This window comes from endosymbiont of Lamellibrachia barhami (genome assembly GCF_011947365.2).
GTDB lineage: Bacteria > Pseudomonadota > Gammaproteobacteria > Chromatiales > Chromatiaceae > QGON01.
In genome coordinates, this window is the sequence record NZ_JAAVSH020000001.1 from 3,166,023 (window position 1) to 3,189,304 (window position 23,282).

Annotated in this window: 25 protein-coding genes; 13 read left to right on the top strand and 12 right to left on the bottom strand. The window is 54.3% G+C overall.

Annotated elements, in window-relative coordinates:
• Positions 1-33 precede the first annotated feature (33 nt).
• Positions 34-786, bottom strand: coding sequence for an arginyltransferase (locus tag G9Q73_RS14435; RefSeq protein WP_177420392.1), 753 nt, complete (start codon positions 784-786; stop codon positions 34-36).
• A complete protein-coding gene (gene aat / locus G9Q73_RS14440; protein ID WP_177420393.1) occupies positions 779-1,483 on the bottom strand; it encodes a leucyl/phenylalanyl-tRNA--protein transferase in 705 nt (234 codons plus the stop codon). The genes G9Q73_RS14435 and aat overlap by 8 nt, the downstream gene beginning before the upstream one ends.
• A 238-nt stretch (positions 1,484-1,721) precedes the next feature.
• On the opposite strand from aat, the gene G9Q73_RS14445 reads away from it, so the two are divergent.
• Positions 1,722-2,393: a flagellar brake protein gene (locus G9Q73_RS14445; protein WP_177420394.1), complete on the top strand. Its 672-nt coding sequence runs from the start codon at positions 1,722-1,724 to the stop codon at positions 2,391-2,393.
• A gap of 66 nt (positions 2,394-2,459) precedes the next feature.
• On the opposite strand, the gene trxB is transcribed toward G9Q73_RS14445, so the two are convergent.
• On the bottom strand, positions 2,460-3,422 hold the full coding sequence (trxB, locus tag G9Q73_RS14450) for a thioredoxin-disulfide reductase (RefSeq protein ID WP_177420395.1): 963 nt from the start codon (positions 3,420-3,422) through the stop codon (positions 2,460-2,462).
• A 241-nt stretch (positions 3,423-3,663) separates the two neighbouring features.
• Here trxB and G9Q73_RS14455 point away from each other — a divergent pair, with 241 nt between their 5' ends.
• The 7 genes from G9Q73_RS14455 to serS all read left to right on the top strand — a co-directional run bounded on the left by G9Q73_RS14455 (position 3,664) and on the right by serS (position 11,471).
• Positions 3,664-4,728, top strand: a complete 1,065-nt coding sequence (locus G9Q73_RS14455; protein ID WP_177420396.1) for an alanine dehydrogenase — start codon at positions 3,664-3,666, stop codon at positions 4,726-4,728.
• A gap of 216 nt (positions 4,729-4,944) precedes the next feature.
• A complete protein-coding gene (locus tag G9Q73_RS14460; RefSeq protein ID WP_177420397.1) occupies positions 4,945-7,251 on the top strand; it encodes a DNA translocase FtsK in 2,307 nt (768 codons plus the stop codon).
• 100 nt (positions 7,252-7,351) lie between these two features.
• A complete protein-coding gene (gene lolA / locus G9Q73_RS14465; RefSeq protein ID WP_177420398.1) occupies positions 7,352-7,972 on the top strand; it encodes an outer membrane lipoprotein periplasmic chaperone LolA in 621 nt (206 codons plus the stop codon).
• A complete protein-coding gene (locus G9Q73_RS14470) occupies positions 7,969-9,291 on the top strand; it encodes a replication-associated recombination protein A (RefSeq protein WP_177420399.1) in 1,323 nt (440 codons plus the stop codon). The genes lolA and G9Q73_RS14470 overlap by 4 nt, the downstream gene beginning before the upstream one ends.
• 224 nt (positions 9,292-9,515) lie before the next feature.
• The gene (gene crcB / locus G9Q73_RS14475) at positions 9,516-9,890 is read left to right on the top strand and encodes a fluoride efflux transporter CrcB (protein ID WP_177420400.1); all 375 of its coding nucleotides are present in this window, start codon (positions 9,516-9,518) and stop codon (positions 9,888-9,890) included.
• Positions 9,887-10,189: a DUF190 domain-containing protein gene (locus tag G9Q73_RS14480; protein WP_177420401.1), complete on the top strand. Its 303-nt coding sequence runs from the start codon at positions 9,887-9,889 to the stop codon at positions 10,187-10,189. Before crcB ends, G9Q73_RS14480 begins: the two co-directional genes overlap by 4 nt.
• A gap of 10 nt (positions 10,190-10,199) precedes the next feature.
• Positions 10,200-11,471, top strand: coding sequence for a serine--tRNA ligase (serS, locus tag G9Q73_RS14485; protein ID WP_177420402.1), 1,272 nt, complete (start codon positions 10,200-10,202; stop codon positions 11,469-11,471).
• A 106-nt stretch (positions 11,472-11,577) separates the two neighbouring features.
• Here serS and ccmI read toward each other — a convergent pair whose 3' ends face one another.
• The 9 genes from ccmI to ccmA are packed head-to-tail and all read right to left on the bottom strand — an operon-like array spanning position 11,578 to position 18,589.
• The gene (gene ccmI, locus G9Q73_RS14490) at positions 11,578-12,855 is read right to left on the bottom strand and encodes a c-type cytochrome biogenesis protein CcmI (RefSeq protein WP_177420403.1); all 1,278 of its coding nucleotides are present in this window, start codon (positions 12,853-12,855) and stop codon (positions 11,578-11,580) included.
• Positions 12,852-13,331 (bottom strand): cytochrome c-type biogenesis protein, encoded by a 480-nt coding sequence (locus G9Q73_RS14495; protein ID WP_439654694.1) that lies wholly within the window; start codon positions 13,329-13,331, stop codon positions 12,852-12,854. Before G9Q73_RS14495 ends, ccmI begins: the two co-directional genes overlap by 4 nt.
• 5 nt (positions 13,332-13,336) lie before the next feature.
• Positions 13,337-13,882 (bottom strand): DsbE family thiol:disulfide interchange protein, encoded by a 546-nt coding sequence (locus tag G9Q73_RS14500; RefSeq protein WP_177420405.1) that lies wholly within the window; start codon positions 13,880-13,882, stop codon positions 13,337-13,339.
• On the bottom strand, positions 13,879-15,888 hold the full coding sequence (locus G9Q73_RS14505; RefSeq protein ID WP_177420406.1) for a heme lyase CcmF/NrfE family subunit: 2,010 nt from the start codon (positions 15,886-15,888) through the stop codon (positions 13,879-13,881). Before G9Q73_RS14505 ends, G9Q73_RS14500 begins: the two co-directional genes overlap by 4 nt.
• Entirely contained in the window at positions 15,885-16,352 is a 468-nt protein-coding gene (gene ccmE / locus G9Q73_RS14510; RefSeq protein WP_177420407.1) for a cytochrome c maturation protein CcmE, read from the bottom strand. Before ccmE ends, G9Q73_RS14505 begins: the two co-directional genes overlap by 4 nt.
• A complete protein-coding gene (gene ccmD, locus G9Q73_RS14515; RefSeq protein WP_177420408.1) occupies positions 16,349-16,516 on the bottom strand; it encodes a heme exporter protein CcmD in 168 nt (55 codons plus the stop codon). Before ccmD ends, ccmE begins: the two co-directional genes overlap by 4 nt.
• Complete coding sequence (locus tag G9Q73_RS14520) at positions 16,513-17,259, bottom strand: heme ABC transporter permease (protein ID WP_177421466.1); 747 nt, start codon at positions 17,257-17,259, stop codon at positions 16,513-16,515. The genes ccmD and G9Q73_RS14520 overlap by 4 nt, the downstream gene beginning before the upstream one ends.
• 2 nt (positions 17,260-17,261) lie before the next feature.
• Positions 17,262-17,945 (bottom strand): heme exporter protein CcmB, encoded by a 684-nt coding sequence (gene ccmB / locus G9Q73_RS14525; RefSeq protein WP_177420409.1) that lies wholly within the window; start codon positions 17,943-17,945, stop codon positions 17,262-17,264.
• The gene (ccmA, locus tag G9Q73_RS14530; RefSeq protein WP_177420410.1) at positions 17,942-18,589 is read right to left on the bottom strand and encodes a cytochrome c biogenesis heme-transporting ATPase CcmA; all 648 of its coding nucleotides are present in this window, start codon (positions 18,587-18,589) and stop codon (positions 17,942-17,944) included. Before ccmA ends, ccmB begins: the two co-directional genes overlap by 4 nt.
• A 452-nt stretch (positions 18,590-19,041) precedes the next feature.
• Between ccmA and G9Q73_RS14535 the strand changes: the two genes are divergently transcribed.
• The 5 genes from G9Q73_RS14535 (at position 19,042) to napF (ending at position 23,264) form a co-directional block, all read left to right on the top strand.
• Entirely contained in the window at positions 19,042-19,782 is a 741-nt protein-coding gene (locus G9Q73_RS14535; protein ID WP_177420411.1) for a Crp/Fnr family transcriptional regulator, read from the top strand.
• Between the two features lie 152 nt (positions 19,783-19,934).
• Positions 19,935-20,243, top strand: a complete 309-nt coding sequence (locus G9Q73_RS14540; RefSeq protein ID WP_177420412.1) for a type IV pili methyl-accepting chemotaxis transducer N-terminal domain-containing protein — start codon at positions 19,935-19,937, stop codon at positions 20,241-20,243.
• The gene (locus G9Q73_RS14545) at positions 20,221-21,846 is read left to right on the top strand and encodes an ATP-binding protein (RefSeq protein WP_177420413.1); all 1,626 of its coding nucleotides are present in this window, start codon (positions 20,221-20,223) and stop codon (positions 21,844-21,846) included. Before G9Q73_RS14540 ends, G9Q73_RS14545 begins: the two co-directional genes overlap by 23 nt.
• The gene (narL, locus tag G9Q73_RS14550; protein WP_177420414.1) at positions 21,827-22,471 is read left to right on the top strand and encodes a two-component system response regulator NarL; all 645 of its coding nucleotides are present in this window, start codon (positions 21,827-21,829) and stop codon (positions 22,469-22,471) included. The genes G9Q73_RS14545 and narL overlap by 20 nt, the downstream gene beginning before the upstream one ends.
• A gap of 286 nt (positions 22,472-22,757) precedes the next feature.
• Entirely contained in the window at positions 22,758-23,264 is a 507-nt protein-coding gene (gene napF, locus G9Q73_RS14555) for a ferredoxin-type protein NapF (protein WP_369408905.1), read from the top strand.
• The last annotated feature ends 18 nt before the right edge of the window (positions 23,265-23,282 follow it).

Below are 23,282 nucleotides of genomic sequence, written 5' to 3' on the forward strand. Positions count from 1 at the left end.
GCCCCAAGAAATAATGGGAATGAAGGGTGGGTTTTATGGCAAGACCAGTGTCTCACCACTCCCAAAGCGTAGCCACTCCTGACCATTCCAGGCCTCCAATGGACGATAGCGGGATTTATAACTCATTTTGCTGCAGTTGCGGATCCAGTATCCGGGATAGAGCCAGCGTCGCCCAAGCTTCTCGGCGTGTTGAATCTGCCAGAGCAGCGCAAACACACCAATGCCCTCGGTCTGTATGCCAGGATCAAAGAATGTGTAGACGGAGGAGATCCCTTCAGGAAGGAGGTCGGTGGCTGCTACGGCCGCCAGTCTGCCTTTATATCGAAATTCGTAAAATACTGTCTCCGCCCAAGGTGTGATGAGGAAACTCAGGTACTGCTGGGGATCAGTATTGCTCATCGAGCCGTCGGGGTGACGCTGTTGCAGGTATTCCTCATAGAGTGCGTAATGCTCCTCATCGAATTCAGCCGGACATGGCGTGATGGAGAATCGGCCAAAATTCCGCTTCCAGCAGCGTCGCTGACTGCGGTTTGGTCTGAATTCGGCAACGGGCAGGCGCAGTGAAGTACAGGCGTTACATGAATTGCAGGCAGGTCGATAGAGATGGGCGCCACTGCGACGAAATCCCTGGTCGATCAGAAACTGGTAGAGCAGCGCGTCGACTGAAGTGGAGGGATCCAGAAAAAGCGTCCTGGCTTGTTGGTCAGGGAGATAGGAACAGTCGTGTTCCTGGCTCAGATAGAGCGCGAGTGTTGGGTTTTTTGTGAAAACCTGGTCGTTATTCATGCGTTGATTGAGTGTTTTTCCAGGAGTCGGTGTCTGTCGCGAGAGTACACCAGACATCCAGGGAATGACAGAAATCGCTGCGGGGGATCTCCTCTGCACCAAGGCTCGCCAAATGCTCTGTATAGACCTGACAGTCGATTAAACGGTAACCCCACCGGTGCAGATGTCGACAGAGAAAAACAAAGGCCACCTTGGAACTGTCCGTTACGCGGCTGAACATCGATTCACCAAAAAAGACGCTGCCGATAGCGACACCATATAGTCCACCGACCAGTTGCTTCTCTTTCCATACCTCTACGGAGTGTGCGACTCCCCGCTCGTGCAGTTCGGCGTAAGCCGCTTTCATCTCGGGCATCAGCCAAGTACCGGGTGACTTCGGCCGAGGCTCGGCACATGCATGGATAACCTCGCTGAATGCCGTGTCCAGGGTGACATGAAACTTCTCTTTGCGCAGCGTTTTTCCCAGCGAGCGGGAGATCTTGACTCTCTCGGGATAGAGAACGGTTCGAGGATCCGGCGACCACCAGAGGATCGGTTCATTATCGCTGTACCAGGGAAAAACCCCGTGTCTGTATGCGTTAACCAGCCGTTCCGGGGAGAGATCTCCGCCCACTGCCAGCAATCCGTTGGGCTCCCGCTCAGCAAACTTGACTGCGGGAAAGGGGGTGCGAGGATCATTTTTCAGTAAGAAGATCATAGTCCAAGATAAATCTGAAAAGAAATCAGCGCCTTGCAATAGCTGTTGTCTAGTGTTTAGGAGCCCCCGCCGCCTGCGAGGCGGGGACTCCTAGGGAATTTGGACCCTATCTCCAGAGAAAATAATTCGCATTTTTCGTGGCAGGAATTATAGTTCCAAGGAGAACTGCCGATAGGTGAACTTGTCAGCATTGCGACAACATTGCGTCCTCAACTATAGGGCAATCCAGGAAAATCCCTTGTCAGATATTGTAACGAATTTACAGATAGGAGAGGTGTTGCAGCTGCAGTATGCCCCTCCCAGTGAAAATCAGGATCGGTATGCGGTCAAATTGATCGGATATCTTCCCGGCGAGAGCCTGGTTATCACCACTCCCAGAAAGCAAGGTAAGGCAATCCTGGTCAGGGAGGGGCAGATGTTCACTGTCCGCGTACTTCAAGGCAGCAATATTTTTGGGTTCGTGGCAAAAGTGTTGCAGATCTCATCAAAACCCTACCCTCATCTGCACCTGGCATACCCGGAAGAGGTAGAAAGTGCGGTGGTCAGGAATGCGCCACGGGTACATACCTCACTTCAGTCGGTTGTTCGCAACACAAAGAACCCGGATGATTCAAAACATGTCGACCGCGCCAAAGTTCTCGACCTGAGCCGGACCGGTGCCCGTCTTTCCAGTGAAAAGCCATTGGGAAAGCTTGACGAGACGCTGCAACTGCAGTTATCGATAAAAAGTTGCGATGGTGATGATGTACTTCAGTTACTGGGTATCATACGCACTGTCCGTGAAGTTGAGGTGATTGAGGGCAAGACTCGCTATATCCACGGTCTGGAGTTCAGTGGGTTGAATCGTTTTCAGCAGGTTTTGCTCTGCGCCTTTGTGTTGGGCCAGATGGTGCACGAGCATGAGATGTAGAAGAGTCGATCAAAGCCATACCGCACCAATCGCAGCATGGCCATGATCTGCACTTTCTGGCGCTGATTACCCTTCAGACCCCAGGGCATCCAGAAAACGTTCGGCATCCAGTGCGGCCTGGCAGCCTGTTCCGGCTGAAGTAATTGCCTGACGATAGACATAGTCCTGTACGTCACCGGCAGCAAAGATGCCTGGGGTGCTGGTCTGGGTTGCATGTCCCTCCAGTCCGCCCTGTACATTGAGATAACCATTGGTCATCTCCAGTTGCCCATCGAACAATCCCGTGTTGGGGCTGTGGCCGATAGCGATGAAGACACCCTGCAGGTCGATATCTCTGGTGGAACCATCTTCCACATTTTTAATGCGCATGCCGGTGACGCCGGTCTGATCGCCAAGCACCTCCTCGAGTACCTGACCCAGCTCCAGGGTGATATTGCCTTCCGCCGCTTTCTTTCTGAGTTGCTCAGAGAGGATCTTTTCCGAGCGGAACTCATCACGACGATGAACGACCACCACTTCGGAAGCGATATGGGAGAGATAGAGCGCCTCTTCGACTGCTGTGTTGCCACCGCCGATGACAGCAACCTTCTGATTCTTATAGAAGAACCCATCACAGGTGGCACAGGCTGAGACGCCGCGTCCGCGGAAAGTCTGTTCTGATTCCAGGCCGAGATAGCGTGCAGAGGCGCCGGTGCAGATGATAAGGGCATCACAGGTGTAGATTGCCTGGTCGCCGGTGAGTTTGAAGGGACGTTCGCCCAGCTCCGCTTTGTTGATGTGATCGAAGATGATTTCAGTGTTGAAACGCTCGGCGTGCAGACGCATCCTCTCCATCAGATCGGGTCCCTGTACACCTGCGTTGTCGCCAGGCCAATTATCGACCTCAGTCGTGGTCATCAATTGGCCGCCCTGTTCCATGCCGGTGACCAGAACAGGATTGAGGTTGGCGCGTGCGGCGTAAACCGCAGCGGTATAGCCAGCAGGGCCGGAACCCAGGATTAACAGGCCGCAATGCTTGGTTTCGCTCATGTATACTTACTCCTGATCTGATGGGATTCCAGCGCACTGGAACTTTCTAAAACGGGTTAACAATCTTTAAGCTTGATAACAGTGAAATGTGGGGATGGAAACAGAGGTTTCAAGTCCCGGGCTCAATCATCGAATTTTACGAAATGATCTGCCTCGGGTAAAGGTGACTCACCCTGTTTTGAATGGATAAATGGGTCGCTCTGACTGATGCAGAAGATTGCTCAAAGGATAGAATGAGAATATGCGCATAGGTATACCGAAAGAGATCAAGCCACTGGAGGCCCGTGTCGGGCTGATTCCGGAGGCTTGTGCCGAACTGGTTCGGGCGGACCATGAACTCTTTCTTGAGGCTGGTGCTGGTGTGGCAAGCGGCTATCCTGATGAGTCCTATACCCAACTGGGTGTCACGCTTCTGCCGGATGCTGCGGCGCTTTTTGGTCGGGCTGAAATAATTGTCAAGGTGAAGGAGCCTTTTGCCGGGGAACCGGAGATGCTGCGGCGGGATCACCTGCTGTTCTGTTTCCTTCATCTTGCAGCCAATTCCCAATTGACCCATCAACTGCTGGATTCCGGCGTCACCGCAGTGGCTTTTGAGACGCTCGCGGATCGAGGTGGGTTACCGGTGTTGGCGCCGATGAGCGATATCGCTGGCCGCCTGGCCGTGCAGATAGGTACAGGGCTGCTGCATCAACCGGCAGGTGGAAAGGGAATCTTGCTGGGCGGACTTCCCGCTGCTGAGCGGGGCAGGGTGGTTGTGCTCGGTGCTGGGCAGGCCGGAGGCAACGCTGTGCGCATGGCCGCTGCCATGGGTGCCCAGGTGACAGTGTTTGACCGGCAACGGGAACGCATGGCTGCAATGCGTGCCGTCGGTGATAATGTCACGGCGCTCTATCCCTATTCGACAAGCATCTCCGCTGCGGTTGCGGGAGCAGATATTCTCATCGGTGCGGTGTTGATCCCCGGTGCCAAAGCGCCGCACCTGGTTTCCAAAGCCCAAGTGGCGAGCATGCAGGCAGGCAGTGTGGTCATCGATATCTCGGTGGATCAGGGAGGATGTATTGAGACAACCCGCCCGACGACCTACGAGTCACCCACTTTTCTGGTGGACGGCATCATCCATTTCGGGGTGACGAATATGCCGGGCGCCGTACCCCGTAGCGCCTCGCAAACCCTCTCCGCTGCAATGCTTCCCTACCTGCAACGTCTGGCTGCCGGAAAGCTGGCAGAGGACGAAGTGCTGTCATCTGCGGTCAATGTTTCGGCTGGGGAAATTGTGCATCCAGTCTTGCGCAACCAGTACATGTGAAACTAGAATAAGAATGCGCGCTAACTCAATAATTATTAGGGTCATTCATCAGTGCGATGTCGAAACTTAGATATGCACCTGCTTCCGGTGTAGGCCTGATCAAGCGTAGCGGATCAGGCGTTCCTGGGTTGCCGGCGTACATGGGGTTGCCGGTTCCGCTACGCTTGAATCGGCCTACGTATCAGAACAATTTTTTGCATACTCCGGGATAGTCAATTGCAGGCAAAATCAAAGGATTCGGTTGATCAGACACCCTTTGCGGCGCATGTCAGTCATGCATTGCGGGAGGGCGCCATGTGGAGTCTGTTCTGTCTCAGTGGTTATCTCCTGCTTGCACTCATTACCTATTCGGGTAATGACCCGGGCTGGTCCTACACGGGACCCTCGGCTCAAGTGCTCAATTCAGGTGGTCCTGCGGGCGCCTGGTTTGCCGATGTGTTTTTCTACCTGTTTGGTATTTTTGCCTACCTCTTTCCCATCATGCTGAGTTGGAGTGCCGTACTGGTTTTCAGGCGCCGCAATCCGGACGATAGCGTCAACGTCAATCTGGTCGTCGTTCGCTGGATCGGTTTCTTCATCACCCTGGCTGCCGGCAGTGCGCTGGCGGCGCTGCATACTGCACATTTGAAGATCGGATTACCCACCGGCACGGGTGGCGTACTCGGTGCCTCTCTGGGCAGCTATTTTGAGGCGATATTCAGCCGCTCTGGCAGCAGCCTGCTGCTGCTGGCGCTTTTTCTCAGTGGATTTACCCTGTTTACCGGTGTCTCCTGGTTTACGGTGATGGACGGAATTGGTGGAACTGTGCTGAACACGCTGAGGTGGATGCTGTTCAAGATCAGCGATCTGCGAGAAAGACGTGTTGCCAATCAGGCACGTAAAAGCCGGGCAGAGACGGTACAGAGAGAGAAGAAGCGGGTCAGCAAACGTAAACCGCCGCGGATTGAGCCGGTTATCAAGGCACTGAAGCCCAGTATGCGGGAGGAGAGAGAGCGCCAAGTGCCGCTCTTCGATGCCGATCCCAACAGTGAGCTCCCCCCGCTGGCGCTGCTGGAACCCGCAAAGCACTCCGGCCCCCAGTTCTCTGAAGAGTCTCTACAGGCCATGTCACGCCTGGTGGAGTTGAAATTCAGCGACTTCGATATCGAGCTGGAGGTCGTGGCAGTACACCCCGGGCCTGTGGTCACTCTCTACGAGTTGCAACTGGCTCCAGGCACCAAGGTGAGCAAGATAACCAGTCTGTCCAAAGATCTGGCCAGGGCGCTCTCCACGGTGGCGGTACGCGTGGTAGAGGTGATTCCGGGCAAGTCTGTGGTTGGTCTGGAGATTCCAAACGAAAATCGTGAGATGGTCTATCTCAGCGAGGTGCTCAAGTCCGAGGTTTACGACTCGGCGAAATCACCCCTCACACTGGCGCTGGGTAAAGATATTGCCGGCAATCCCATGGTGGCGGACCTGGGGCGCATGCCCCATGCGCTGATTGCCGGTACCACCGGTTCCGGTAAATCAGTGGCGATCAACGCCATGATTCTAAGCCTGCTCTACAAGGCCAAACCCACTGATGTCCGCATGATCATGGTCGATCCTAAGATGCTGGAGTTGTCGGTCTACGAGGGCATTCCCCATCTGCTGACACCGGTCGTAACCGATATGCAGGAGGCCGGCAACTCCCTTCGTTGGTGCGTCGGTGAGATGGAACGGCGCTACAGACTGATGGCAACCCTGGGCGTACGTAATATCGCCGGTTTCAATCGTAAGGTAAAAGACGCTATAAAAGCGGGCGAACCGATCAAGGATCCGCTGTTTCAGCCGGAGCCGACTGAAATCATCGAGGCGATGGCCTACCCGACGCTGGAACCTCTGCCCTATATCGTGGTCATTATCGATGAGCTGGCGGACTTGATGATGGTGGCCCGCAAGAAGGTGGAAGAGTTGATCGCCAGGTTGGCGCAGAAGGCCCGCGCTTCCGGCATCCACCTGATTCTTGCCACGCAAAGGCCCTCCGTGGACGTGATTACCGGTCTGATCAAGGCCAATATACCGACCCGGATCGCCTTTCAGGTCTCATCCCGCATCGACTCCAGAACCATTCTGGATCAGATGGGCGCCGAGCATCTGCTGGGGCATGGCGACATGCTCTATCTCGGGCCAGGGGGGAACATTCCCCAACGCATGCACGGTGCCTTTGTGGATGACAATGAGGTTCACAGGGTGGTGAATCATCTGAAAGCGAATGCCGATCCTGACTATCTGGATGAGATTGTGCAGGAGGCAACCGAGTCGGTTCCCGGTTTTCCGGCGGAATCCGGTGACGTGGAGGATGTTGACCCGCTCTATGATGAAGCGGTGCAGATTGTGACCCAGACACGTCGCGCCTCAATTTCCGGCGTACAGCGCAGGCTGAAGATTGGCTACAACCGGGCGGCCAGAATGATCGAGGAGATGGAACGTACCGGTATCGTCACACCGGTGGAATCGAACGGCAGCCGCGAGGTATTGGCCCCGCGGCCGCCAGAGGATTAAATTGCAGGAGTGGCGCTTCGCCGCGAAAACCCCGTAGATTAAGTAAATCGCGGCGTAGGCGCCGTTCCTGACTACAGCGATTAAATAATTGGCATATAATATGACTCCCAGATTTTTACTGTTGCTGGCACTATTTTTAACCCCCATTGCCGTTCAGGCGGATGAGGGGGCCAAACAGCTGCAACTTTTTCTGCACAATCTGAACACCTTGCAGGCGGATTTTCAGCAGACCCTGACGACCCCGGAGCTTGAAGGCGTCTTTATTACCAACGGCACCTTCTATCTCAACCGCCCCGGGCGTTTTCGCTGGGAATATGCGCCACCGAATGAACAGATCATTGTCGCCGACGGCAACCGTGTCTGGCTCCATGACGTCGAGTTGGAACAGGTTTCCCACCGCAGTCAGTATGAGGCGTTAAAGGGAACGCCGGCACTGCTGCTGAGCGATACCAGCCCGGTTGAGCGCCATTTCGATATACGGGAGCTGGGGGAAAAAGAGGGGCTGATCTGGGTGGAGCTTCTGCCAAAGCAGAAGGATGTGCAGTTCAACAGTCTTCGCCTTGGATTGGCTGATCATGAACTGCGGCGCATGGAGATGTCCGACAGTTTTGGACAGGTAACCCGTTTTGTCTTTTCCAACATAGCACGCAACACAGAACTGCAAGACGAACTGTTTGTCTTCGATCCCCCATCAGGCCTTGATCTGATCGGCGATCTATGATCGAAGCCGACCTGTTCAGCCGCGAGCCCGATAGTGGGATGCGCCCGCTGGCGGATCGCGTTCGCCCCCGTACTTTGGATGAGTTTGTCGGGCAGACGCACATCATTGGTTCGGGTAAACCACTGAGGCGGGCAATCGAGGAGGATCGGCTGCACTCGATGATCTTCTGGGGGCCGCCGGGAACCGGAAAGACCACCCTCGCCAGTCTTATTGCCAGGCACTCCGGTGCCAACTTTCTCAGCCTCCCGGCGGTGTTGTCCGGTGTAAAGGATATCCGAGCTGCAGTTGAGCAGGCGCGTCTCTCCCGGCAGCAGGAGAATCGGGCGACCGTGCTGTTCATCGATGAGGTGCACCGCTTCAACAAGTCCCAGCAGGATGCGTTTCTTCCCCATGTGGAGGATGGCACTGTCGTCTTCATCGGCGCCACTACAGAGAACCCTTCGTTTGAACTCAACAATGCACTCCTCTCCCGCGCACGAACCTATGTACTCAAGTCACTGACCAAGGAAGATGTAAAACGCATCATCCGACAGGCATTGAGCGAAAAGGAGCGTGGGCTGGGAGAGCGTGGACTACAGATGGACGATGAGGTTTGCGGGATGCTGGCAGAGGCGGCGGATGGCGATGCCCGCCGAGCTTTGAACCTGCTGGAGATTGCCTCTGACCTGAGTGAAAACAGCGTGATTGGTAAACAGGTTATCGAAGAGGTTGCGATCGGTACATTGCGGCGCTTCGATAAAGGTGGTGAGGCTTTTTATGATCAAATCTCCGCGCTGCATAAATCGGTACGGGGTTCGGCCCCACAAGCAGCGCTCTACTGGCTTGCCCGTATGATCGATGGGGGTTGCGATCCCCTCTATATTGCCCGCCGTGTGGTGCGTATGGCATCCGAGGATATCGGCAATGCCGACCCACGGGCGCTGGAGATAACACTCAATGCCTGGGATACCCAGGAGCGTCTCGGCAGCCCGGAAGGGGAGTTGGCCATTGCTCAGGCAGTGACCTATCTGGCCTGTGCGCCAAAAAGCAATGCAGTCTATAGCGCCTGGAAAAGTGTACTTGCCGAGGTAAAGCAGTCCGGTTCTCTTGAGGTGCCTTTGCATCTTCGCAATGCGCCGACCAAACTGATGAAGGAACTCGACTACGGCAAGGCCTACCGCTATGCCCATGATGAACCCCATGGCTATGCCGCCGGGGAAAACTATCTGCCCGAACAGCTTGCCGGTCGTGAATTCTATTTTCCCGTGGACAGGGGGTTGGAGATCAAGATTGCCGAGAAGCTGGCCTACCTGAAAAAACTGGATGCTGAATTTTTGTAGTGAGTCGCTGGCCGGTTCAAGCGCAGCGGAACCGGCAATCCCTCTCGCTCTATCAATTTTGAGCGCCCGATCCGCTACGCTTGATCGGGCCTACATGCCGGATGCCGAGATTTTGTAGTGAGTCGTAGGCCGGTTCAAGCGTAGCGGAACCGGCAATTCCACTACCCATCCCATACCAGCACAGGTAAAATGCGCCGTTTCAGCATGCTCAGAGGATAGTAGGTTTGACGCAGCTATTTGCCATCGCGGCAGGCGGCGCCGCAGGGGCGGTTTTCCGCTTCTGGGTTTCCAGCGGTATTTACGGTCTGTTTGGTCGTAGCTTCCCGTTTGGCACCCTTGTGGTCAATGTTGCTGGCTCACTACTGATGGGTTTTCTCTACATTATGTTGCTGGAGAGAATGACCGTTGCGCCGGAGATGCGTGCCGCGCTGCTGGTGGGTTTTCTGGGGGCGTTTACCACTTTCTCAACATTCTCCATTGAAACTTTGAACCTGATCGAGCAGGCGGATTTTTTGAAAGCGGGCCTGAACATTGTTTTCAGTGTCACCGCTTGTCTGCTGGCCTGCTGGTTTGGCGTCTTACTTGGGAGACAGCTATGAATCAGACCGAAGTTACCATGGTCAGGATCTACCTGACCGAAGGGGATCATCAGTTAAGACAGCTGTTGGATTTCCTGCATCAGCAGGAGCAGGTGCGTGGCGTGACGGCCTTTCGCGGGATTGCCGGTTTCGGCAAGTCAGGCAAGGCTCATGAATCGTCTCTGCTGGATATCTCGCTGGACCTGCCGTTGGTGATAGAGTTCTTTGATTTGCCTGAAAAGGTAGAGCAGGTACTACAGAATCTGAACAAATTGATTGAACCGGGCCATGTCGTGAGTTGGTCCGCCAGACTGAACTAGGAAAAAAGAGATGCTGGACCCCCGACTGCTGAGAAATGATCTGGACAACACTGCGGCGTTACTCGAACGCCGGGGTTTTAAGCTGGATAAATCGCGGATTTTGTCTCTCGAGACACGCCGCAAGGAACTGCAGGTTCAGGCACAGGAGCTGCAGAGCGAACGTAACAGCCGTTCCAAGTCGATCGGCAAGGCCAAGGCTGCTGGAGAGGATATTCAGCCTCTACTGGCGGAAGTGGCGAATCTCGGCAACAAGCTGAAGCAACTGCAGGAGGTCTTGAGCAAGGTTCAGACTGAGCTGCGCGATATCACCCTGGTCATTCCAAATATTCCCCATGATTCGGTGCCGGACGGCAAAAGTGAAGACGATAATCGGGAAGAGCGCCGCTGGGGTAAGCCGCCGACATTCGATTTTGAGCCCAAGGATCATGTCGATCTTGGGGAGGCCAAGGGATTGATGGATTTCGATGCCGCCGCCAAACTGACCGGTTCCCGTTTCGTCACGCTGCATGGACCGCTGGCCAGACTCCAGCGTGCGCTGGCCCAGTTCATGCTGGATACCCACACAGATGAACACGGTTATACTGAAACCTATGTACCGTTCCTGGTGAACCGTGACAGTCTGCGTGGTACCGGGCAACTGCCGAAATTCGAGGAGGATCTGTTCGCCCTCAAAGGGGAACATCAATACTACCTGATCCCCACTGCCGAAGTGCCTGTTACCAACCTCGTGCGGGACGTGATCATCGACGACAAGGAGATGCCACGCCGCTGGGTTGCGCAAACGCCCTGTTTTCGTAGTGAGGCTGGATCCTATGGGCGGGATACCCGGGGTATTATCCGTCAACACCAGTTTGAAAAGATCGAGATGGTGCAGATCGTGCGGGCGTCAGACTCCTACGATGCACTGGAAGCACTCACTGGTCATGCGGAGGCGATTCTGCAAAAACTGGGGCTACCCTATCGTGTCGTAACCCTTTGTACCGGTGACATTGGTTTCTCAGCTGCCAAGACCTACGATCTTGAGGTATGGCTACCGGGGCAGGGGAAGTATCGAGAGATCTCCTCCTGCTCCAATTTCGAGGATTTTCAGGCTCGTCGGTTACAGGCGCGCTGGCGTAACCCGGAAACAGGCAAACCTGAGCTGGCACATACCGTCAACGGCTCAGGGTTGGCTGTGGGACGGACACTGGTTGCGGTGATGGAGAACTATCAGGATCGAAACGGCAATATCACAGTGCCGGAGGTTCTGCGTCCCTATATGGGTGGATTGGAGATTATATAGAACCCATGAAGGAGTAGGCCGGTTCAAGCGTAGCGGAACCGGCAACCTTAAAGACGCCCGATCCGCTACGCTTGATCGGGCCTACTGCCGAGGATATATCGGCTGTTCAGGGATGCAGCCCGTTGATGACAACTTTTACTGTGCCTGCCTGGCCGGGTGTGACGGGTTTGACCTCACCCTCCGGGTCACCGCTCTGAGCAATGGGGTTGCCGGAGAGTGAGATGCGCGCCCCCACCACAACCTCAGGAAAGTTGGAGAGCTTGAATTGCGGCATCATCGCCATACCGTCATCCAGTTCTATTGTCAGGGGCAGATCCCGCACCTGCTTGCGCGCGGCCGCCAGTGGCATCGGCGGTCCCTCCAGCGCCTTGGCGTAGATAAACACCAGATCCCCAGGTTTGGTCTTTGCCCGCATCTCATCGGATAGCACGACCTCCAAGATAATTTTTGACTTGCTTGCTGCATTGGCCGTCGGCGCAGATTTGGCGACGGCCTGCGGTATGATACTGGGCAGTTTGGGTGCCTCACCCATCTCTCTGCGCGCATCAGCAAGTGCGTTCGTGATGGTTGCCGCATCCTTGTTATCCGGGCCGAGCAGAGTCTGAGTCCTCTCCCAATGTTCGACGGCCGCAGAGTAGTCTCCACGCTGGTAGGAGACTATCCCCATCATCCAACGTGCATTGGGGTTATCGCCATCCAGCTTGATGGCCTTTTCGACGAGGGATGCAGCCTTGCCGGTGAAGTTGTTGCTATCTGTTTTAGCCAGGCCCTCTGCGTAGGCCAGCAAAACGGCGGTGTTTTCCGGGGCGAGTCTCATGGCCTGTCCATAGGCTTCAAGCCCTTCTTGAACTCTATCCATGGACATATAGCTGCGGGCCAGCATCAACCAGCCGTCTATGTTCTCGGGTTGCTCCACCAGTTTATCAGCCAGTTTTTGCACCAGCTCTTCCATTGGCGGCATGTTTTTGGCTTTTTCCTGGGCGCTGTTCACAGTAGTGTCAGGTACCTGGCCCGTCAGACGTGGAATGATTTCAGGGGTACCCAGTATCTGATAGAGGATCACGGCGCTGACAGGGATAAGCACTGCTGCGCCTATTACCCACCTTCCGCTGCTGCGGTTCATCGTTGCCGGCGCCACCTTGTTCCCCGAGACATCGGTCAAGAACTCTTTTTCAAGATCCTTGCGTGCAGCATCATAACGGGCCTGATCGAGAATGCCGCTGTCGAGATCGTTATCCAGTTCTTCAAGCTGTTGCTGGAAAACCTCAAGATTGAGTTCATCGGAACTGATGCCTGTATTCTTAAGGCCTCTTAGTAAAGGCAGAACAACAAAGGCCATGGCCAGGAGGGTCAACCCGGCCGCAATAATCCAGAAAAGGGTCATTTTTTTGCGTCCTTGGAATCAGACGGTTGCTTAAGAAGGGTATCGAGCCGCTGCTGCTCATCGTTCGAGAGTTTGGTCTCTTGGGTCACACTTTTTTTCCGTAGCGCCCGGATAAGTACCAAAGCGCCAATGATCAGCAGCACCAGTGGGCCGAACCAGAGGGGGTAGGTCGAGGGTTTCATCGGCGGATCGTAGAGGACAAAATCACCATATCGGGCAACCATGAAACGGATGACGTCGTCTTTATCCTGTCCCGCCGTCATCATATCGAAAATCTCGTTGCGCAGATCCACCGCCAGCTCGGCATTGGAACCGGCCAAGGACTCATTCTGGCAGACGAGACAGCGCATCTCCTCGATGATGTTGCGAAAATCAGCTGCCTTTTGCGGGTCCTCGAATGTGTAATCCGCCAGTGTGGCGGCAGAGAGAGGGGTGGTGGATATGAGGAAAAACAGGCTCAATAGAAAAATACGCACGAACATCATCCCTTCTTCTTGAGTTCCGCCACCATCGGCAGGATCTTGTCACGAATCAGATCCGGGCTGACCGGACCGGCATGTTTGTAGCGGATGATGCCTTGGGCATCGACCAGGAAGGTCTCCGGTGCACCGTAAACCCCCAAATCGATAGCTGTGCGGCCCTTCTTGTCGAAGATATTGGCCGTATAGGGATTACCCAGTTGCCTGAGCCAGGCCTGTGCTGCGACGCGTTCATCCTTCCAGTTGAGGCCGTAGATATCGACCTTGTTCATGCGGCCGAGTTGAACCAGGGTTTCATGTTCCGCCCGGCAGGAGACACACCAGGTCGCCCAGACGTTGAGCAGATAGACCTTGCCCAGCAGATCCTTGTTGGTGATCTGAGTCTCCGGCTGCTCCAGCAGGGGCAGCGAGAACTCGGGAACCGGCTTGCCGATCAGAGGAGAGGGGATGGCTCTCGGATTGTAATTCTCATCCAGTCCCTTGAATAGAAAGGCTGCAATCACTGCAAAGATCGCCAAAGGTACGAGGAAACGCAGGTAACGGCTCATGAATGACTCTCCGCGGCGGCCGGGGTCGAACTCCCTGCCGTCAGGGTGGCAGTGGCACTGGCTCGTTTGCGGGCGGTGCGATAGCGTCTGTCCGAGATGGCAAGCAGTCCGCCGAGGCCCATAAAGATCGCGGCTATCCAGATCCAGCGAATATAAGGTTTGTAGTAGAGGCGCATACTCCAGTCACCGCCACCCAGGGATTCACCGAGAGAGACATAGAGATCACGGGTCAGTCCCCAGTCGATCCCCGCTTCAGTCATGGGGCGAGTCTGCACAAAATAGGTGCGTTTTTCCGGCTGCAGGATGGCGATCTGTTTGCCATCTTTAGATATCAGAAAACGTCCACGCTGGGCATTGTAGTTCGGTCCGGGAAACTCACTGACGCCCTCGAACTTGAACTCATAGCCGGCAATGTCTGCGGTATCACCGGGAGACATGCGGATGTCCTGCTCAATGCCGTAGTTGGAAACCATGGTAACGCCGACGATAAACATGGCCACACCCATATGGGCGAGAATCATGCCGTAGTAGCTGCGGCCTCCACCCGAGAGATCACGCAGGAAGCCGTTGAATCCTGCTTTGTGCTTGAGCCGTTCTTTGACGTTAACCAGATGGGAGGTCACCACCCACATCGCCAGTCCCATGCCCAGGCCCACCATCAGGTTTCCACCGGAAAACAGGGGCAGCAGAGTGAGCAGGCCGAAGACCAGGCTGATGACAAACGCGACTTTCAACTGTTTGACCAGGAAAGCGACATCGGTGTGTTTCCAACGGGAGATCGATCCCACGCCCATCAATAGCGCCAGAAAAGGCGTCAGCAGGACGAACATCTTGTTGAACCAGGGAAATCCGACGGAGATCTTGCCCCACTCCATGGCATCGTAGATCAGCGGCGCCAGGGTGCCGAGCAGGATCAGACCGGCCAGTACGGATAATAGTAAGTTGTTGCCCAACAGAAAGGTCTCACGGGAGATCAGGTCGAAGCGGCCACCGCCGGAGATATAGGGGGCACGCCATGCATAGAGTAAGAGGGAGCCACCGATCGCGACCAGCAGAAAGATCAGGATGAAGACGCCGCGCTCCGGATCTGATGCGAAGGAGTGGACGGAGGTCAATACGCCGGAGCGGACGAGAAAGGTGCCGAGCAGACTCAGGGAGAAGGCAAACAGCGCTAACAGCACGGTCCAGCTCTTGAAGGCGCCCCGTTTCTCGGTCACCGCCAGTGAGTGCATCAGGGCAGTGCCTATGAGCCATGGCATCAAAGAGGCATTTTCCACCGGATCCCAGAACCACCAGCCACCCCAGCCCAGCTCATAGTAGGCCCACCAACTGCCCAGTGCGATACCCACGGTCAGAAAGACCCAGGCCACCGTGGTCCAAGGACGTGACCAGCGCGCCCAGGACGCGTCCAGCTTGCCGCCAAGGAGGGCGGCAATGGAGAAGGCAAACGCAACCGAGAAGCCGACATAACCCATGTATAGCAGCGGGGGGTGAATGGCCAATCCCGGATCCTGCAGCATGGGGTTGAGCTCACGGCCCTCAAATGGTACCGGAAAAGTGCGGTCGAAAGGGTTGGAGGTCAGCAGCAGGAACAGCAGGAAACCGATGCTGATCATACCCATTACTGACAGTACGCGAGCAACGACGGGCAGCGGCAGGTTGCGGCTGAAAAGGGCGATGGCTGCGCTCCAGGCGGCAAGCAGAAAGGCCCACAACAACAGTGATCCTTCGTGAGCGCCCCATACAGCGGAGATCTTGTAGAGATCCGGCAGTTTGGTGTTGCCATGCTGAGCGACATAGATGACCGAGAAGTCGTTGGCCAAAAAGGCATTTGCCAAAACTATGGTTGAGAGGGTCAGGAAGAGCAGCTGGCCCCAGACCAATGGCCGTGACAGGGCCATCCAGCTGTAGGTGTTCGTGTAGGAACCCGCCAACGGGACGATTGCCTGGATGATGGCAAGGCTGAGTGCCAGGATGAGCGCATAATGACCGATTTCCGGGATCATTGGACACTCACCTGCTGCTGCCTCTCACTGACACCTTCATCGTGGGCCGTTTTCAGTGAGTCAGCCACTTCCGGCGGCATGTAGTTCTCATCATGTTTGGCCAATACTTCACTGGCGACGAAAATACCGCTTTCGTTCAACTGCCCCAGCGCGACGATGCCCTGGCCCTCGCGGAACAGGTCAGGCAGAATGCCGGTGTACTCCACGGTGACGGTCTCGGCGTTGTCCGTAACGTCAAAGGCCGTGGTAAGTCCGTCCGGTTTGCGCTTGACGCTGTTATTACTCACCAGTCCGCCGACGCGGAAGGGGTGGCCTATGGGCGCCTTGCCCTCTGCTATTTCGGAAGGCGAAAAGAAAAACATCAGATTTTCATCGAAGGCGTTCAGAGCGAGCCAGGCAGCAACGCCGACACCGGCAACCATCATGCCAATCAGATAAAGGCGTTTTTTTCGGATAGGATTCATTTTTGCTCTCTCTTTTCGCGACGCAGTTTGCGGGCGATGTCAGTTAGGACTCGACGGCGCTGTAAAAGCGGGCTGACCCAGTTGGCAACGAGGATGACGAAAGCCAGTCCGTAAGACGGCCATACATACATCGCATAACCCCCCATATCCAGAAATTCGCTCATTTCATCTCCCCTTCAACCAGCTCGCGCACCCAGCGGGTATTGCGGTCACGCTCCAGTACTTCAGCTCGTGCCCGCATTAAGACCACGGCACCGTAATAAAGTTTAAAAGAGATGCCCATCAACAAAAGTGGGATTAGCATGCTGGTCGACATGGCTTGCTTTCCGGTCACGGTCACGGATGAGGTCTGATGCAGCGTGTTCCACCACTCCACCGAGTAGTGGATGATCGGGATATTGACCACGCCCACCAGCGCCAGAATAGAGATGGCTCGTGCAGCCACGCGTTTGTCCTCTATAGCGCTGTAGAGCGCGATGATGCCGAGGTAGAGGAACAGCAGCATTAGCTCAGATGTGAGACGTGCATCCCAGACCCACCAGGCCCCCCACATGGGTTTGCCCCACAATGAGCCGGTCACCAGTGCCAGAAAGGTAAAGGATGCCCCGACCGAGGCACTGCTGATAATCGTGATCTCCGTGATTTTGATACGCCAGACCAAGCTGATCAGGCCGGCGACCGCCATCACGATATAGATGAACATCGACATCCAGGCCGCAGGTACATGAATGTACATGATGCGGTAGCTATCACCCTGCTGATAGTCGGGCGGGGCAACGAACAGCCCGTAGTAGACGCCGGCGATCAGGGTGAGTAGAAAAGAGATCGCGAACCAGGGAATCATCTTGCCCGCGACATTGTAAAAGTAACGGGGCGAACCCATCTGATGGAAAAATCGAACTATCATAGTCAACTTAAACTAATTCTCAGAGAAGCGGCGGTGGCCAGAGGGGCCAGAACCAGGGAACCTATCAGCATTGCGGCAAGGAAAGAAATCTGCGCGCTGGTGGGAATCCCCACGATGGAGGTCTTTACAGCATCGGTGGCAAAGATCAATACCGGGACATAGAGCGGCAGCACCAACAGCGAAAGAATGACGCCCCCACGGCGCAAGCCGACTGTCAATGCCACGCCGACCGAACCGATCAGGCTTAATACCGGTGTTCCGAGCACCAGCGTCAGCATCAGGGTCGGTATGGCGTCAGTGGGAACATTCAGCATCATCGCCAGCAGAGGGGCGGCGATGAAAAGTGGCAGTCCGGTGATCATCCAGTGTGCCAAAATCTTTGCCAGGACCAGCACTGAGATTGGATGGGCACTGAGCATGAACTGCTCCAGGGTGCCATCATCAAAATCGGAGCGAAACATGGTGTCGAGGGAGAGTAGGGCGGCGAGCAGGGCCGCGACCCAGATAACGCCGGGGCCTACCGCCTGAATCAGTTTGGGATCGTTGCCTATACCCAGGGGGAACATGGCGGTGACCAGCACAAAAAACAGCAGCGGGTTGGCCAGTTCGGCTCGTCGCCGGTAGGCCAGAACCAGGTCCCTTTTGAGGAGCAGGGTGAATGCGCTGGTAAGAGAGAGCGTGCTCATCGTTCCGACAGATTGATCCGTACCAGTTTGACATCTTCCTTGAAGCCAATACGGTGGTGAGTCGTCATGGCCGCCATGCCACCAGACTGCAGGTGCGCTTCAAAGAGCCGTTCCATGTGTTCTATGCCTTTTCTGTCCAGTGAGGTAAAGGGTTCATCCAGAATCCAGAACTTTGCATCGGTGACCAAAAGCCGGGCAATTGCCAGGCGCCGCTGCTGTCCTGCTGACATGTTGCGGGTTAGCACGTCCTCAAAGCCGTAGAGTCCTACCTGATCCAGCGCCTCTTCCAGGGCGATCCCCTCTTTTGCCTTACCGAACCCGCGGGCCACCCGCAGGTTTTCCAAGGGGGTCAGATCGAGTTTGCTGCCGTCCTTGTGCCCGAGGTATGCGGTGTGTTCGTGATATTCAGGACCCAGCCTGAAGATATCTTCACCCTTCCAGAGCAGTTGTCCCGATTCCGGCAGCCGGATGCCGCACAAGATGCGCAGCAGGGATGTTTTGCCACTGCCGTTTCGCCCCTCGAGCACAAGCGCTTCGCCAGGGTTCACGGTGAAACACAGGCCCGAAAAGAGCACCCGGTCGTCACGGATGCACTCAAGGTCCTTGGCTTCAAATGTTGCAGTATCGGAAAGAGGTGAAGTCACGTTTTATATTTTGGGTGTGGTTCTGGAGGTGATCACACTATCTATATCAGCAGTTCAGAGTGCCGCAAGACGTTAATTTCAATAAGGCGCAACCATACCTGATACGAGGGGTGAATCACAAGAATTGTGCGGCGAGATTACCCGATTTTTTCGACCTGATCACGTTGTTTAGATCATGCTTATAAAGCATCCGTTCTATCCCTTGAAAATTGAGGGTAAGAGAATCGCTACAATTTTGTTTTATCGGTGAATAATACCGAAATATAGGTAGCTTTGCATATCAGCAAGTTGGCAACTGGTTGATTGTTTTAATAAAATATTCTAATAAACTTATCCATCATTGATAATTATCATTCCAAATCGATACCGGTATAAGGAAAATATTCATGTACATTTTTTTGGCTGAACGATGACAGATCGCTTACTTGAACAATTGCGTTCAAGAGATGCTCGTGATTTCGACAGCCGACCATTGTTTACTTAAGGGTGACAATATGGATGTAGCGGTGCGTGAAATTCAGCTGGCGTCGTTTTTGGGTGATTGTCCACTTTTTAGGGGCATTACAGCTGAAGTGCTTGAATACCTGTCGAACAATGCACGAATTGTTTCAACAAAGCGCGGTGGGAGTATCGTAACCAGCAGAATGGAGCCTGTCGCCCTGTATCTCGTAATGCACGGCCAGGTCAAATTGAGCATCCTATCATCCAGCGGTTCCGAACGGGTTGTTAACATCCTTTCTCAGGGGGATTCCTTTGGAATTTCATCACTTTTTTCCGGCCAGCCGATGACGATCTCCGCCTATGCGTTGAATCGCTGTGAAGTCGTCGAGCTGCACAAGGATGCGATTCTCAGCGCCGTTTATCGGTGGCCGGAGTTATCGGCAGCACTGCTTCAGCATATGGGCGCTTGTCTCGATAATCTGTATGCCGACCTGGAGTCCTGCTGCCTAAAGTCGGCTACTCAGCGCGTTGCCGGTTATCTGTTGAAGATTGCGGGTGAGGATTTGTGCGGCGATAAACCGCAGGAAGTCGTACTACCCGTGAGTAAATCCATCGTGGCGTCCTCTCTCGATTTGACGCCGGAGACCTTTTCCCGTGAGCTGCATCGGCTCTCGACCCGGAAACTAATCTCCGTCAAACACAAAAACATTCTGATTTCAGATATTTCCGGGCTGCAGATGCTTGCGGAGTAGGTCGGTACTTCCAGTAGAAAAACCTGATTCTTTGTTGATCAGTCAAATAGGGATATCATTTGGAGTAGCCCGGCACCCTGATTGCCGCCAGTACTCTCTCCGGTACAGCCTAACAAGTGAACCGTTCATTACTCCTTCGGTTTGGCATCGCCATGATGACCATTTTGGGTCTGGCGGTCATCAGTATGCTGATTTCGGTCTTCGTGGCAGAGACTACAGAGGGATTTGCCGCCGCCATCAATCAGGCCGGCACCCTGCGCATGCAATCCTATCGCATAGCCAGCAGTCTGGTTCACGGCCCCTCAGATGATACGGAAAAATCGGTTTCGACAACCGGGAATCTGATCACCGAGTTCGAAGAGCGGTTATTCAGCCCCCCGCATCCACAATGTTCTGGAGAAAGGGCCCAGCAAACGGGTACAGGCGGCCTATCAGGCGGTGGCAAGTCAGTGGCAGACTGACATCTTCCCCCATCTTCGCGTCTACCTGGAGTTGCTTGCACTCAATTCGGATTTTTCTGATATTCGGCACGAGGTCACCAGGCAACAGCTGTACTTCCTTTCGAATGTGGATGGATTTGTGAAACGCATCCACCATTTCGTGAAAGTGCTTGAACTTGATGCTGAGGAGAAAAATTCTCAGTTACGCATCATCCAGATTTTCTCACTAATTCTGATTCTCCTTGTGGCGTTGGTCAGTCTCTTTCTGTTGCACATCAATGTGTTGAGGCCGCTCCGCGATCTGCTGGCCTGTGCGCGGGCGGCTCGACATGGGGACTTTACGGTTAGAAGCAGATACCTCAGCGAAGACGAACTAGGCCAACTTGGTCATGCGTTCAACGTAATGGCGGAGGATCTGTCGAAGATCTATTCGGATCTGGAGACGCGCGTTCAAGAACAGACTGCACATCTGGAACGAAGCAACCGTTCTCTGGAGCTGCTTTACAAGACAACCAGGAGGTTGAACGATTCATCCCTGGAAAGTGAGGTGCAGGTAGCGCTCATTCACGACATTGAGGATCTGATCGGGGTCAATAGCGGCACGATCTGTCTGGGCAGATCCGGTGACGAGAGTGGCTACCAGTTGGCCTCGACAAATTCGCTCAACAACCGGCGGCAGGCAGATCTGCTGGGCAATTGCCAGCGATGCATCAGAGATGGCACCACTCACACCTTCGGCGCCGACACTATCGATGGCAAAAGGGTCAATGTGTTTTCCACTCCGATCCGTGATCAAGCAGAACAGTTTGGCATACTCCTGGTTGAATTTTCCGAGAAAAAGGTGCTTGAAGAGTGGCAGCAGCGCCTGTTGGAAACCGTGGCCAGCCACATTGCCTTGTCTATCAATGTGGCTCAGCGAGCATCACAAAGCCGGATGCTGTCACTCATGGAGGAACGCAGTGTGATTGCCCGGGAGCTACACGATTCGATTGCCCAATCTCTCTCCTACCTCAAAATACAGGTCAGCCGTCTGGAAAAGAGTGTCTCCGAAGAGCATGACCAAGAGAGTATTCTCTCCATCACACAAGTCCTGCGCTCGGCGCTCAATGGTGCCTATCGGCAGCTGCGGGAATTGCTGACTTCATTTCGGTTACGGGTCAATGAAGCAGGACTCGTCGCCACGCTGGAAAATACCGTCCGTGAATATGCCGACAGAAGCGGCATCCGGATTGAACTCGTCGACCGGATCGCAAACTGCAGATTCAGTCCCAACGCGGAGATTCATGTCATACAAATCATACGCGAAGCACTCTCAAACGTAATCAGACATGCCAGCGCAACAACCGTTCAAGTGCTGCTTGAGTGCCAGACCGATGGCGTTGTCAGAGTTCGGGTCGAAGATGACGGTATTGGCATCACCGGTGAAAACGGCGATATGATGCAGCATTATGGCCTGACGATCATGACAGAACGCGCCGCATGGCTGGGTGGTGAACTATCGATCACAGAGACGGATACCGGCGGGACTAGAATCGAGTTGACATTCAGCATTTCTGGTAGCGACCATACCTTATCCCATGAAAATCTCCTTCAGAAGATGAATAATGCCCGAAACAAAGCTTAGTACTGTACTTGCCATTGACGATCATCCTCTGTTCAGGAAGGGCGTGGCAGACCTGATAGATATGGAGGAATCTCTGATGCTCGCAGGTGAAGCCGCAAATGGACTCGATGGTCTGGCGCTTGCAAAGCGTATCAATCCGGACTTGATCCTGTTGGATATCAATATGAAGGGAATGAACGGAATCGAAACCCTGCGGGCGATCAAAAAAGAAAATCTCGACGCACGAATCCTGATGCTTACGGTTTCTGATAATGAAGAGGATGTCATTGCCGCACTACGCCAAGGTGCGGACGGTTATCTGTTAAAAGATATGGAGCCCGAGGATATACTCAGATCGCTCCGTAGAGCGGTCAAAGGGGAAATGGTCATCAGTGAGCAACTGACCCGGTTACTTGCCCAAGCGCTTCGTGAAGAGGAAAAATCGCCACAATCAGTGGTTCTGGCAGGGCTGACCACCCGTGAACGGGAAATTCTGGATCAGATTGCTTGTGGCAGGAGTAACAAATTAATCGCCCAGGTGCTGGATATTTCCCAGGGAACGGTTAAGGTCCACGTTAAACATCTGCTGAAAAAACTCAATCTGCATTCACGGGTCGAGGCAGCAGTATGGGCGTTAAAAAAGTAGTTAACCGCGTTGCTTGCCCATCGTTATTCCTAAGATCTCGGCAGCCCGCCATTGAACGTTTACATAACTAAGGTTAATCTCCCTTTTCTATAGGGTAAACATTAATCTACCTCAGAGAGGCCTTATACCAATTATTAGGTATACGCGAGTAACTATTAAATGGTAATTGGTTGAATAATTTAAAGAAAGTTGGCGCCCTGTTTTCCAATCCCTTGACCAGCGTCAATGATGTTGCCAGGCGCTAGTGACAGAATCTCGCAAGGTTCTAATAAAACACCATTTGATAGTGTCAGTTAACAGAACACAATTTCTCCGTGGCGACCTGCGTGGGACACAGTCCTCTATCAGACCGCCATGGTCAAAACCTGAAGCGGAATTCGTCGAAAAGTGCGAACGATGCGACGATTGCATCTCAGAATGTCCGCAACATATCATCCAGCGGGGACCCGGTGGATTTCCCAGAATAGATTTCTCACAGGGTGGCTGCACATTCTGCGGGGATTGCGTAAAGGCCTGCACTCATAAGGTGCTGGCCTTTTTTAATGACCTGAATCAGCCGCCCTGGCCGTTGAAAGCCGAGATCGCAGACAACTGTCTTTCAATGCAGGGGGTTGTCTGCCGCAGCTGCGGCGAGGTCTGCGATGAGTCAGCTATTCGCTTCAAACTGGAGGTCGGCGGCAAAGCCAGACCTTTGCTCAATCCAGAGGACTGTACGGGCTGCGGCAACTGTTTTGCCGTCTGCCCCTCTCAGTCTGTCACTCTCAAGCCGCAGCAACAAGACCAAGCGGCATAGTGGTTAGATACCAGGAGG

Bases quoted from the DNA above. Each gene is read 5' to 3' on its own strand.
- G9Q73_RS14500 (WP_177420405.1), bottom strand. From the start codon at position 13,882: ATGAGCCGTTACCTGCGTTTCCTCGTACCTTTGGCGATCTTTGCAGTG.
- lolA (WP_177420398.1), top strand. From the start codon at position 7,352: ATGACTCCCAGATTTTTACTGTTGCTGGCACTATTTTTAACCCCCATT.
- ccmE (WP_177420407.1), bottom strand. From the start codon at position 16,352: ATGAATCCTATCCGAAAAAAACGCCTTTATCTGATTGGCATGATGGTT.
- G9Q73_RS14505 (WP_177420406.1), bottom strand. From the start codon at position 15,888: ATGATCCCGGAAATCGGTCATTATGCGCTCATCCTGGCACTCAGCCTT.
- serS (WP_177420402.1), top strand. From the start codon at position 10,200: ATGCTGGACCCCCGACTGCTGAGAAATGATCTGGACAACACTGCGGCG.
- G9Q73_RS14540 (WP_177420412.1), top strand. From the start codon at position 19,935: ATGATGACCATTTTGGGTCTGGCGGTCATCAGTATGCTGATTTCGGTC.
- trxB (WP_177420395.1), bottom strand. From the start codon at position 3,422: ATGAGCGAAACCAAGCATTGCGGCCTGTTAATCCTGGGTTCCGGCCCT.
- G9Q73_RS14435 (WP_177420392.1), bottom strand. From the start codon at position 786: ATGAATAACGACCAGGTTTTCACAAAAAACCCAACACTCGCGCTCTAT.
- G9Q73_RS14480 (WP_177420401.1), top strand. From the start codon at position 9,887: ATGAATCAGACCGAAGTTACCATGGTCAGGATCTACCTGACCGAAGGG.
- ccmB (WP_177420409.1), bottom strand. From the start codon at position 17,945: ATGAGCACGCTCTCTCTTACCAGCGCATTCACCCTGCTCCTCAAAAGG.
- ccmD (WP_177420408.1), bottom strand. From the start codon at position 16,516: ATGAGCGAATTTCTGGATATGGGGGGTTATGCGATGTATGTATGGCCG.
- ccmI (WP_177420403.1), bottom strand. From the start codon at position 12,855: ATGACCCTTTTCTGGATTATTGCGGCCGGGTTGACCCTCCTGGCCATG.
- G9Q73_RS14455 (WP_177420396.1), top strand. From the start codon at position 3,664: ATGCGCATAGGTATACCGAAAGAGATCAAGCCACTGGAGGCCCGTGTC.
- G9Q73_RS14520 (WP_177421466.1), bottom strand. From the start codon at position 17,259: ATGATAGTTCGATTTTTCCATCAGATGGGTTCGCCCCGTTACTTTTAC.
- narL (WP_177420414.1), top strand. From the start codon at position 21,827: ATGCCCGAAACAAAGCTTAGTACTGTACTTGCCATTGACGATCATCCT.
- aat (WP_177420393.1), bottom strand. From the start codon at position 1,483: ATGATCTTCTTACTGAAAAATGATCCTCGCACCCCCTTTCCCGCAGTC.
- G9Q73_RS14470 (WP_177420399.1), top strand. From the start codon at position 7,969: ATGATCGAAGCCGACCTGTTCAGCCGCGAGCCCGATAGTGGGATGCGC.